Annotated in this window: 9 protein-coding genes and 1 pseudogene; 5 read left to right on the top strand and 5 right to left on the bottom strand. The window is 73.6% G+C overall.

The features are described from left to right. A partial coding sequence (locus tag ADL08_RS06050; protein ID WP_234352013.1) for a hypothetical protein occupies positions 1–1,033 on the bottom strand: 1,033 nt, incomplete at its 3' end. 188 nt (positions 1,034–1,221) lie between these two features. On the opposite strand from ADL08_RS06050, the gene ADL08_RS06045 reads away from it, so the two are divergent. Next, complete coding sequence (locus tag ADL08_RS06045; protein WP_053641010.1) at positions 1,222–1,854, top strand: MerR family transcriptional regulator; 633 nt, start codon at positions 1,222–1,224, stop codon at positions 1,852–1,854. A gap of 383 nt (positions 1,855–2,237) precedes the next feature. On the opposite strand, the gene ADL08_RS06040 is transcribed toward ADL08_RS06045, so the two are convergent. From ADL08_RS06040 to ADL08_RS06030, 3 genes are all read right to left on the bottom strand, one after another. Then, on the bottom strand, positions 2,238–2,996 hold the full coding sequence (locus tag ADL08_RS06040) for a MerR family transcriptional regulator (RefSeq protein ID WP_053641009.1): 759 nt from the start codon (positions 2,994–2,996) through the stop codon (positions 2,238–2,240). A gap of 305 nt (positions 2,997–3,301) precedes the next feature. Continuing rightward, on the bottom strand, positions 3,302–4,138 hold the full coding sequence (locus ADL08_RS06035; RefSeq protein WP_078968583.1) for a siderophore-interacting protein: 837 nt from the start codon (positions 4,136–4,138) through the stop codon (positions 3,302–3,304). 63 nt (positions 4,139–4,201) lie between these two features. After that, positions 4,202–5,107 carry a 5'-3' exonuclease gene (locus ADL08_RS06030; RefSeq protein WP_053641007.1) on the bottom strand — a complete coding sequence of 302 codons (906 nt, stop codon included), beginning with the start codon at positions 5,105–5,107 and terminating at the stop codon, positions 4,202–4,204. Between the two features lie 334 nt (positions 5,108–5,441). Between ADL08_RS06030 and ADL08_RS06025 the strand changes: the two are divergent. The 4 genes and pseudogenes from ADL08_RS06025 to ADL08_RS06010 form a co-directional block, all read left to right on the top strand. Then, positions 5,442–6,458 (top strand): annotated as a pseudogene (locus ADL08_RS06025) (quaternary amine ABC transporter ATP-binding protein); the annotation flags it as partial. 277 nt (positions 6,459–6,735) lie between these two features. Beyond that, on the top strand, positions 6,736–8,523 hold the full coding sequence (locus ADL08_RS06020; RefSeq protein WP_053641006.1) for an ABC transporter permease/substrate binding protein: 1,788 nt from the start codon (positions 6,736–6,738) through the stop codon (positions 8,521–8,523). 174 nt (positions 8,524–8,697) lie between these two features. Further along, positions 8,698–9,249 (top strand): helix-turn-helix domain-containing protein, encoded by a 552-nt coding sequence (locus ADL08_RS06015; RefSeq protein WP_053641005.1) that lies wholly within the window; start codon positions 8,698–8,700, stop codon positions 9,247–9,249. Beyond that, complete coding sequence (locus ADL08_RS06010; protein WP_053641004.1) at positions 9,246–10,007, top strand: helical backbone metal receptor; 762 nt, start codon at positions 9,246–9,248, stop codon at positions 10,005–10,007. Before ADL08_RS06015 ends, ADL08_RS06010 begins: the two co-directional genes overlap by 4 nt. On the opposite strand, the gene ADL08_RS06005 is transcribed toward ADL08_RS06010, so the two are convergent. Next, positions 9,934–11,115: a TDT family transporter gene (locus ADL08_RS06005; RefSeq protein ID WP_053641003.1), complete on the bottom strand. Its 1,182-nt coding sequence runs from the start codon at positions 11,113–11,115 to the stop codon at positions 9,934–9,936. The genes ADL08_RS06010 and ADL08_RS06005 overlap by 74 nt on opposite strands. Positions 11,116–11,306 lie beyond the last annotated feature (191 nt).

Here is an 11,306-nt window from a genome sequence, read left to right as displayed (position 1 = left end):
GCGAGGCGCAGCCGGACCCGTTCGTCGGCGAGGTGGGCGAGGTGGGCGAGGCGGGGGAAGCGGTCGGAGCGGGCCGAGGGGGGGGGCAGGACGAGCAGGGCCAGGGGGGGGCGGTGGGGGGGGTGGATGGCGAAGGGGAGGGCCCCCCGGGGGACGTGCGTAGGGAGAAGGCGGTGGCGGCCGCGCCGAGCAGCGCGATCGCCCCCGCGCCGGCCAGTGTCGCGCCGTCCGGGGCGAACAGGGCCTGGCCCCGCAGGGCCTGCCAGGTCAGCAGGACGAAGGTCGCCGCGTAGGCCGCCGAGGCGGTGAGGGCGAGGCGCAGCCGGACCCGTTCGTCGGCGAGGTGGGCGAGGTGGGCGAGGCGGGGGAAGCGGTCGGAGCGGGCCGCGAGGGCGGCCAGGACGAGCAGGACCAGCGGGAGCAGTTGGAGCGCGTGCATGCCGAAGGAGTGCGCCACGCGCAGATCGCCGCCCGTGGTGGCCCAGCCGGTCAGCGGCATGGACGGGCCGCCGTCCGGGACGCCGACGTTGTGCGCGCCGACGATCGGCGGGTTGTCGGCCGCGAGCTGTTCCGGCGTCGGACGCACCATCAGGAAGCCGACGGCGGCGCCCGCCAGGGCGATCAGGGAGGAGAGGCGGACGGTCCAGGCCGTGGCGCGGTCGAGGATTCGGGCGCGCAGCAGGAGCAGGGCGATGACCAGGGCGCCGAGCCACAGCACGACGACGGTCCCGCCCATGATCTGGAAGACGGTGTTGTCGAACGGGGTCGCCTGGTTGAAGTGGCTCTGGGTGCCCCGGAGCACCTGGAGGGTGATGAGCACCATCTCCACCGCGCTCGCGGCGGCGACCACCGTCCCGGCCCACCAGCCGATCCGGCGGCCCCGGGGGAGCAGCGAGAGCATCCAGGCGAGCGAGAGGGCGTAGGCGACGAACGAGACCGAGAACTTGAACGGTTTGGCCCAGATCGGCGCGCCGACGAGGATCCGGTCGTCCACCGCCAAGCCGACGGCGGAGACGAGGGCGAGGGCGCCCATCGAAACGGCGAACCAGACCAGGGGGCGGTGCAGCCGCGGAGGCGGGTCGAGCAGGTCGGGCGAAGGCATACGAATCCCCCCGTGGGAAAGTATGGATAGTGGCACTCGCCACTATCTGATAGCGCCACTATCTATGATGTGGATGTCGGTCGGCAAGGCCGAAGAGGGACCGGGAAGGTGAACAGGCAGTGCGCATAGGAGAGTTGAGTCGCAGGACCGGGGTGTCCGTGCCGACGATCAAGTTCTACGTACGGGAAGGACTGCTCCCGCCCGGAGAGTTGACGAGCCCGAACCAGGCCTCGTACGGAGAGACGCACGTACAGAGGCTCCGCCTGATCCGGGCGCTCCTCGATGTGGGCGGCCTGTCGGTGGCGGGGATCCGCGAGGTGGTCGTGGCGATCGACGACCCGGACCGGCCGCTGCACACGGTGCTCGGCGAGGCGGCGGACCGCGTGGTGCCGCGGTACGAGCGCGGGGACGGGTCCGGGATCGCCGAGGCGAGGAAGAAGGTCGCCGCGCTGATCGAGGCGCGCGGATGGCGCACCTACGAGGGGAGCCCCGCGGCGGAGGCCCTGGCGACGGCGATCGCCGCGCTCGACGATGTCGGCCACGGCCGGTTCGTCGAGGTCCTGGACGCGTACGCGGACGCGGCGGAACAGGTGGCGCGGGTCGACCTGGAGTACGTGGCGAAGCAGGTGGCGCGGGAGGAGCTCGTGGAGAGCGTGGTCGTCGGCACGGTCATCGGCGACGCCGTCTTCGCCGCCCTGCGCCGGATCGCCCATGTGGACGCATCGGACCGGGTATTCGGCGAGACGACCTGACGACCTGCTGAACTGGCGACCTGCTGACCTGGCGGTCTGAGACGCCGGCGCGCTCGCGGTCCGGGCCGTGGAAGCCGGCCGGGCCCGGACGGCCGCTCCGCGCCGCGAGGAACCGGGCGTCGGACCCGTCGCCCGCCTCGCCCACTCGTCGCCCGCCCACAGCGACGAAGCGGCCGGACTCGGCGCCCGGATCGAAGCCCGCTTCCGGCAGGGCGAGGATGCCCGGGGTCGCCCTTGCCCCGTCCTCGGTACCGGGTCCATCACCACGACCGGGGGCGCAAGGAAGGCGGAGGGCACAGGAAGACCGGTCTCGTCCTCGCCCGCCGGCGCGTCGCCGCCCTCCGGATCGTGATCCGCGACCGGTCACCCCCTCCAGGGGCCGCTCAGGCGAGGCGGCCGGTGGCGTAGGCGTCCATGGCATCGCGCTGGAATGCCGCCAGGCCGGGTGCGACGGCCTCGTAGGCGGTCCGCCAGGCGGGGTTGTCGACGCAGGAGCGGCCGATCTCCCGGTACTCCTCCGCCGACACCGGACGCAGGGTGGTCAGGGCGCGGTACTGATCGTCGATCTCGGACCGCACCGCTTCGGCGTCGGCCGGGTGGCCGGCGGTCATGAGCTCGGCGAGCCGGATCATCCGGGCGGTGCGCTCGCGCTGCCCGGCCTCGACGTCCTCCGGGCTCATGCCCGCGACGCGCCGGGCGACCTGTTCGGCGTGCTCGGGGAAGTCGCGCAGGCTGTCCTGGTACTGCTCGGGCCGGATGCCCTCGAAGAGGTTCTCCGGGCGGTTGACGGTCATGGGAACGCCGTCCTTCCTGGACTGCTCCAGTTCGGCGATCGTGCGGGAGACGGTGGCGGCCAGGGTGTCGAGCCGGTCCCGTTCGGCGAGCAGCCGACCGAGGTGGCCGCGCAGGGCCTCCACCTCGTCGACCTGCTCGGCCAGGATCCGGCCGATGTCCTCCAGCCCCAGTCCCAGGGCCCGCAGGACGAGGATCTGCTGCAGGAGCAGCAGTTGACGCTCGCCGTAGTGGCGGTGGCCGTTGGCCCCGATCCGGGCGGGCGGCAGAAGACCGATCTCGTCGTAGTGCCGCAGGGTCCGGGCGGTCACGCCCGACATCCGGGCCACCTCCGCGATCGGCCGGTCCATCACCGTCTCCCTCACGCTTCGCCTTGCCGGGCCGGTCTCTCCGGCCCTGGTCACGACCGTAGAAGCTGCCGCAACGGCAACCGCAAGCCCTCACGGAGACCGGCCTCGCCGCGACTGCTCGACACCCGGCATCGGCAAACCGCCCGGCAGGCCCCGTGGCCCCGTCGTCCCGTGACCCCATGACCCCGTGACCCCGCGACCCGCGACAGTGGTCGCACGAACGGAACGGGGGTGGCCGGGGCGTTCCGCCCCCAGCCACCCCCGTCCGGGGCGTTCCGCCCCGCCACCCCCGTCCGGGGATCCGCTCAGCTCTCCTGTTCGCGCTCCACCTGGTCGTTCCACTCGCGCTTGATCGCGCGCCAGGCCTCGTCCGACTTGCCCAGGCGCCAGTAGCCCGAGATCGACAGGCGCTCGCGCGGCACCTCACGGTCCAGGCGCAGGTGGTGGCGGAGCTCCTTCACGAAGCCCGCCTCGCCGTGGACGAAGGCGTGGACGTCGCCCGCCGGGAAGTCCAGCGCCCGGACCGCCTCGACCAGCGCCTCGCCCACCGGGCGGTCGCCCCGGTGGAGCCACGTGACGTCGATGCCCGCGGCCGTCTCCGGCTTCTGCTCCTCCGCCGCGTCCGCGATCTCCACGAAGGCGTGCGCCCGCGCCCCGGCGGGCAGCCGCTCCAGGGCCGCCGCAATCGCCGGAAGCGCGCTCTCGTCACCCGCGAGCAGGTGCCAGTCCGCCGTCTCGTCCGGCGCGTAGCCACCGCCGGGGCCGAGGAACCGCACCGTGTCGCCCGCCTCGGCGCGCGCCGCCCACGGGCCCGCGAGGCCCTCGTCGCCGTGGACCACGAAGTCGATGGTCAGCTCGCGCCGCTCCGGGTCCCAGGCCCGTACCGTGTACGTCCGGGTCGTCGGCCACTGCTCCCGGGGGAACTCCTCCCGGATCCGCTCCATGTCGAACGGCTCCGGGTAGGTGACGCCCTCGGGGGCGAAGAGGAGCTTCACGTAGTGATCGGTGTACTCGCCGGCGTCGAAGCCGTCGAGCCCCGCGCCGCCAAGCACGAGCCGCACCATGTGCGGAGTGATGCGCTCCGTGTGCACCACGCGCGCCTCGGTGGCCTTCGGTGACCTGCGGGCCGACTGCTCTGCCACGACGTGCTCCCTGCCTCTGCGTACTTAGGTCTGCCTAAGTTAACATCCCGCGGCCCGGCCGGGTCAGCCCTCCAGGACCGGCAGCAGCCGCCCCACGGCCCCGGTGAGGCCCCACCGCTTCACCAGCGCGTCCAGGGCCGCCGGGTCGCGGGGCCCCGACGGCAGGGCCGGGTCGAACTCCGGCAGCGGCACGTCGGCGGCGACCCGCACCACCGTCGGCGCCACGTCCAGGTAGGCGGCCGCCTCCACGATCCCGCGCCGCTTGGCCGGGGTCAGCTTCGACGCCGGGTCCTCGGCCGCCGCCCGCACCCCCGCCAGGTCCCCGTACTCCGTGATCAGCTGCGCGGCCGTCTTCTCGCCGATGCCCTTCACGCCCGGCAGCCCGTCGCTGGCGTCCCCGCGCAGCGCGGCGAAGTCCGCGTACTGGTCGGGGCGCACCCCGTACTTCGTACGGATCAGCTCCCCGTCCACCAGGTCGCAGTCGCCGACGCCCTTGCGCGGGTACAGCACCCGCACCCGCCGCGCGTCGTCGACCAGCTGGAACAGGTCCCGGTCGCCCGTGACGATGTCCACCGGACCGGTGGCCCGGCCCGCCAGCGTCCCGATCACGTCGTCCGCCTCGTACCCCGTCGCCCCGATCCGCGCGACGCCGAGCGCGGCCAGGACCTCCTCGATCACCGGCACCTGCGGGGACAGGGTGTCCGGGACCTCCTCCTCGTCCGGGCCCGTCTCCGTCTCCACGGCCACCCGGTGCGCCTTGTAGGACGGGATCAGGTCCACCCGCCACTGCGGCCGCCAGTCCTCGTCCCAGCAGGCCACCAGCTCGTCCGGACGGTGGTCCTGGACGAGCCGGCCGATGAAGTCGAGCAGCCCGCGCACGGCGTTCACCGGGGTGCCGTCGGGGGCCCGGACGGAGTCCGGCACACCGAAGTACGCGCGGAAGTAGAGGCTGGCGGTGTCGAGGAGCATCAAACGTCGCGTCACCCGCCAGATCTTAGGACGCGGTTCGCCACCGGACCGCCGGAACCCGGCCCCCGGACTGCCGGAACCCGGACCGCCGGAACCCGGCCCCCCGAACCGCCGAACCGCCGAACCAGGCCCCCCGGACCGCCCTTCCGTGACCCGCGTCACCTTTGCGTTTGCGTACCCGGGCCCCGGGCATGCGCGAGCCCGGAGTGAACCCCGGTACGGAATTCAACGAAAGATCCCGTACGCGACGGGGCGCGGGCCGATCCCGCGGGCTCCACGGTCCGGCCTCGCGGGGGTGGCGGGGCCGTTCTTCGTTGCTACCCGTGAGGTGTATGTGTCCAGGCTCCAGGCCGACCACCTGTACAAGGTGTTCGGCAGACGACCCGACGAAGCCGTCCGCAGGCTCGTGGACGGCGCGGACCGCGAGGAGCTGCGCGCCGAGGGGACGACGGCGGCCGTCGTGGACGCCGGTTTCGTCGTCGAGCCCGGCCAGATCTTCGTGGTGATGGGCCTGTCCGGCTCCGGGAAGTCCACCCTCCTGCGCATGCTCAACGGTCTGCTCGAACCCACCGCGGGCCGGGTCCTCTTCGACGGCGACGACCTCACCGCGCTCTCCCCCCGCGACCTGCGCGCGGTCCGCTCCCGCCGGATCAGCATGGTCTTCCAGCACTTCGCGCTCTTCCCGCACCGGAACGTCCTGGAGAACGCCGCCTACGGCCTGGAGGTCCAGGGCGTGCCCCGCGCCGAGCGCGAGACCCGCGCCGCCGAGGCCCTCGGACTGTGCGGCCTCGCGGGCTGGGAGAAGTCCTGGCCGGACGAGCTCTCCGGCGGCATGCAGCAGCGCGTCGGCCTCGCCCGCGCGCTCGCCACCGACGCCGACCTGCTCCTCATGGACGAGTCGTTCAGCGCGCTCGACCCGCTGATCCGCCGTGACATGCAGGACCAGCTCCTCGTCCTCCAGAAGCAGTTGAAGAAGACCATCGTCTTCATCACCCACGACCTCAACGAGGCCATGCGCCTCGGCGACCGGATCGCCGTCATGCGCGACGGCCGGATCGTCCAGCTCGGCACCGCCGAGGACATCCTCGTCCGCCCCGCCGACGACTACGTGGCCTCCTTCATCCAGGACGTCGACCGCTCCCGGGTGCTCACCGCCTCCGCCGTCATGGCGGCGGGCGCCCCCGCGGCCGACTGCCCCGACGACTGCGCCTGCCGGCCCGTCGGGCCCGACACCCTCGTCGCGGACCTGTGCGCCGTCGCCGCCGGCGCCCCGCACCCCGTGACCGTGGAGGACACCGACGGCACCGTCCTCGGTGTCGTGTCCCCGGAGCGCCTCCTCGGCGTGATGGGCGGCCTCGGCACGAGCGACGCCACCGTGGACGACGTCACCACCAAGGGCGTCGAGGACAGGCGCGCGGCCACCAGGAGCCTCGGCGCGAAGAGCGCGGTCGCGAAGAACGCGGTCGCGAAGAACGAGGACGGGCGGAACGCCGACACGGAGAAATCCGGCACGGAGAAAACCGGCACGGAGAAATCCGGCACGGAGAAAACCGGCACGGGGAAGTCCGCCGCGAAGGGCGGCGGTGCCGAGGACGTCGCGGCGAAGAACGGACGGGAGGTGACCGCCGGTGCCTAGGCTCCCCCTCGGCCAGTGGGTCGACACCTCCGTCGACTGGCTCCAGGCCCGGTTCTCCTGGCTCTTCGACGCCGTCACCACCGGCGTCACCGGCCTCTACGACGGCATCGACGCCGTCCTGTCCGCGCCCCAGCCGCTGCTGTTCGCCGGCATCCTCGCCGTCGTCGCCTGGTGGCTGCGCGGCTTCGCCGCCGGCCTCCTCGCCTTCGCGGGCTTCGCGCTCGTCGACTCCGTCCAGCTGTGGGACGAGGCCATGGCGACGCTCTCCCTCGTCCTCGTCGCCACCCTGGTCACCCTGGTGATCGCCGTGCCGCTCGGCATCTGGGCGGCCCGCTCGAAGACCGTCAGCGCCGTCATGCGGCCGGTCCTCGACTTCATGCAGACCATGCCCGCCATGGTCTACCTGATCCCCGGCATCATCTTCTTCGGCGTCGGCGTGGTCCCCGGCATCATCGCCACCATCGTCTTCGCGCTGCCCCCGGGCGTCCGGATGACCGAGCTCGGCATCCGCCAGGTCGACGGCGAACTCGTCGAGGCCGCCGAGGCGTTCGGCACCACCCCGCGCAACACCCTGCTGCGCGTGCAGCTGCCGCTCGCCCTCCCGACGATCATGGCCGGCGTCAACCAGGTCATCATGCTCGGCCTGTCCATGGTCGTCATCGCCGGCATGGTCGGCGGCGGCGGGCTCGGCGGCGCCGTCTACCGCGCCATCGGCAACGTCGACATCGGCCTCGGCTTCGAGGCCGGCGTCTCCATCGTCGTCCTCGCCATGTACCTCGACCGGATGACCGGCGCCCTCGGCCGCCAGGTCTCCCCGCTGGGCCGCCGCGCCGCCGCCAAGGCGCGCGCCGCCACCGCCAAGCGCCCCGGCGCCAAGCTCTGGGGCCACCGGCCGCAGCCCGTCACCGCCCTCGTCGGCGTCGTCGTCCTCGCCCTCGTGGCGGGCGGCACCGGCTTCCTCGGCACCGGTTCCGGGGCCGCCGCCGGCAACGGCAAGAAGGTCAGCATCGGCTACATCCCCTGGGACGAGGGCATCGCCTCCACGTACCTGTGGAAGGAGCTCCTGGAGCGGCGCGGCTACGAGGTCGACACCAGGCAGCTGGAGGCCGGCGCGCTCTACACCGGTCTGGCCGGCGGACAGCTCGACTTCCAGACCGACGCCTGGCTGCCGGTCACCCACGCCCAGTACTGGGAGAAGTACGAGAACAAGCTGGAGGACCTCGGCTCCTGGTACGGCCCCACCTCCCTCGAACTCTCCGTCCCCTCGTACGTGAAGGACGTCGACTCCCTCGCCGACCTCAAGGGCAAGGCGGGGCGGTTCAAGGGCCGGATCGTCGGCATCGAGCCCAGCGCCGGAATGATGGGCATCCTCAAGGACAAGGTCCTCAAGGAGTACGGCCTGGAGGGCGAGTACGAGGTCGTCGACGGCTCCACCCCCGGCATGCTCGCCGAGCTGAAGCGCGCGTACGAGCGGAAGGAGCCCATCGCCGTGACCCTCTGGTCGCCGCACTGGGCCTACTCCGCCCACGACCTGAAGAAGCTGAAGGACCCCAAGGGGAGCTGGGGCAAGGGCGACGGCGTCCACACCCTCGCCCGCAAGGGCTTCACCGAGGAGAACCCCGAGGTCGGTGCCTGGCTGAAGGACTTCAAGCTGTCCGAGAAGCAGCTCACGGACCTCGAAGCCGTCATGCAGGAGACCGGCAAGGGCAAGGAGCAGCAGGCCGTCCGCACCTGGCTGGACCGGAACCCCGGTCTCGCGGAGAAGCTCACCCCGCAGTAGCCGCCCGACGGGACCGGAACGGTTCCTGTCCGAAAAGGGGTGGTCGCCGAACGTGCTCGGCGACCACCCCTTTTTCGGCACGACGCGAAACCCCGCCCCAAAGCTGCGTAAGGTTCAGGTAACCGACCGGTACGAGGATCGCGACGGGCACGAGGCACGAGGGAGGGAGCCGACATGGACGAGAAGGAATCACCCCGCGTGGGCGCGGCCGTCAAGAGGCGCCGCAGAGCGCTCCAGCTCACCCTGGCCGTCGTCGCCTCCCGCAGCGGCCTCTCCGTGCCCTTCCTCAGCCAGGTCGAGAACGACCGGGCCCGCCCCAGCCGCCGCTCCCTCGACCTCGTCGCCGGGGCCCTGGAGACCACGGCCGGCGAACTCCTCGCCGTCGCCGAGGCCTCCCGCACCGTCGACGTCGTACGGTCCGGGGAGACGTCCCCCGGCCTGCCCGAGGGCGTCCGGTCCCTGGTCCGGGGCCGCCATCAGCTGCACGCCCTGGAGTTCACCGGCGAGCAGGACGCCGGCCGCGAGTTCCAGCACCGCAACGACGAGCTGCTCTACGTGGCCGACGGCGCCGCCGAGGTCGAGGCCGAGGGCCGCGCCTACCGGCTCGACCGGGGCGACACCCTCTACCTCTCCGGCGGGGTGCGGCACCGCTGGCGCGCCACCGAGCCCGGCACCCGGCTCCTGGTCGTGGCCGTGGGCGAGCACGTGGAGGCGGAGGAGGAGTGAGCGGCCCGGAGGATTCCCGCAGGAGGACGGGGCCGAGGGTCGTCTCCCTCGTGCCCTCCCTCACCGAGGCCGTCGCCGTCACCCTGCCCGGCGCCCTCGTCGGCGCCACCGACTGGTGCGTCCGCCCCGCCGGGCTCGACGTCGTCCGGATCGGCGGCACCAAGAACCCCGACGTCCCCGCGATCACCGCCCTCCGCCCCGACCTCGTCCTCGCCAACGAGGAGGAGAACCGCGTCCCCGACCTCGACGCCCTGCGGGCCGCCGGGCTCGACGTCCTCGTCACCGAGGTCCGCACCCTCGACCAGGGGCTGCGGGAGCTGGAACGGGTCCTCGCCGCCTGCGGCGCGCCCCGCCGCCCCCGCTGGCTGGAGGAGGCGGGCGAGGCCTGGGCGGCGGTCACGCCCCTGCGCCCGGAGGCGCCGCTCACCGCCGTCGTACCGATCTGGCGCCGCCCCTGGATGGTGGTGGGCCGCGACACCTTCGCCGGCGACCTGCTCGCCCGCCTCGGCGTCCGCAACGCGTACGCGGACCATCCCGAGCGCTACCCCCGCCTCCCGCTCGACGAGCTGCGCGCCACCGCCCCCGACCTGGTCGTCCTGCCCGACGAGCCCTACCGCTTCACCCGCGACGACGGCCCCGAGGCCTTCCCCGGGACCGCCGCCGCCCTCGTCGACGGGCGGATGCTCACCTGGTACGGGCCGTCGCTGGCCGAGGCGCCGGAGGCGCTGTCCCGGGCCCTGCGAGCAGCGCACCGCTGACGAGCCCGCGCAGGGTGTGGGTCCCGGCCACCAGCCAGGCCGCCACGAGGAGCACGTACAGGCCGGTCGCGAGCCACCTGAAGGCGGCCAGGCCGGTGTGCTGCGCGAGCCCCTCGGCGCCGGTCACGCACGTCCCGACCGGGAAGGTGAACGCCCAGAAGGTCATCGCGAAGCCCATGCCCCGGCGCCGCGCCCGCAGCACCATCGCCCCGGCGAGCGCCAGCCACAGCAGCGCGAAGCCCATGACGGGCACCCCGTAGAGGACGGCGAAGGCGGCGAAGCCGTGCGCGTACGGCTCGGGCAGCACGCCCGGGGCCGCGTCGGCGAACTTGTTCGCGGCGGTCGTCGACTGGCCGAGGGGGCCGAGGACCAGGAAGAGGGCGGGCGTGAGCGCGAGCGGCGGCGGACCGCCGGTGACGAGCCGCCCGAAGACCAGGGGCAGGACGAGCAGGGTGGCGAGCAGGCTGACGCCGAACAGCGCGTGGCAGGCGATCAGGAGCGTCTGCCGGGCCTGCCCCGGGGGCAGGTGGGGGACGAGCAGCGGGCCGAGGGCGGCGGAGACCATGGGGGCGACGACCGGGAGCAGCCACACCGGGGACGCGCCCTCGATCCGGTGGTGCACCACCATGAGGTACGGGACGGCCACGGCCGCCGCCAGGCCGATCAGCGTGCCGGCGCCGAACAGGACGGCGTCGAGCGCGACGGCCGCCGGGAGCCCGATCCAGTCCCGGCCCACGACCAGGGCTCCGCCGCCGACCGCGAGCAGCGCCATCGAGAGGCAGCCGTAGAACGGGGCCACGGCCGGGTCCATGAGGTGGGCGCGCGCCTGGTCGCGGTGGTGGATCCAGTGCAGCGCGCGGGCCGGGAGCAGCACGAGCAGCATCACGAGCGACAGGGCCCAGACCGCCGCGCAGGCCGTGCGGAGACCGGGGACGTGCACCGGGAGGGCGGCGCCCGCGGTGGCGACGATCGCGGTGCCCATCACGGAGGCGTACCACTGGGGTCCGAGGTGACGGACGGGGCGGACCCGGAGGTCCGGCCGGGCGCCCGGGACGGTGGCGCGGGGGACCGGGAGGGGTGCCGGGCGGGGAGGTGCGACGCTTGCCATGGTTCCACCGTCGTCCCGTTCCCGGCCCCGGACCAGGGATCATGCGGCTATGACGTCATAAGCTGGGTTTATGACCAGGGGAACGCGGGGCGGTGCCGCCCACGAGGACGGGGCACGCAAGGCCGGGGGCGGGGCGGGTACGGCTCCGGGGGGGACGGCTTCGGGGGGGACCGCCCCCCGGGGGGGCCGCG

Source organism: Streptomyces sp. NRRL F-6492 (assembly GCF_001280125.1).
Lineage (GTDB): Bacteria > Actinomycetota > Actinomycetes > Streptomycetales > Streptomycetaceae > Streptomyces.
Note: the sequence above shows the minus strand (reverse complement) of the source record. Positions and strands in the feature narration are given on the sequence as shown.

Coding starts and splice junctions, on each gene's coding strand:
- ADL08_RS06040 (WP_053641009.1), bottom strand. CDS start 2,996: ATGGACCGGCCGATCGCGGAGGTGGCCCGGATGTCGGGCGTGACCGCC.
- ADL08_RS06030 (WP_053641007.1), bottom strand. CDS start 5,107: ATGCTCCTCGACACCGCCAGCCTCTACTTCCGCGCGTACTTCGGTGTG.
- ADL08_RS06015 (WP_053641005.1), top strand. CDS start 8,698: ATGGACGAGAAGGAATCACCCCGCGTGGGCGCGGCCGTCAAGAGGCGC.
- ADL08_RS06005 (WP_053641003.1), bottom strand. CDS start 11,115: ATGGCAAGCGTCGCACCTCCCCGCCCGGCACCCCTCCCGGTCCCCCGC.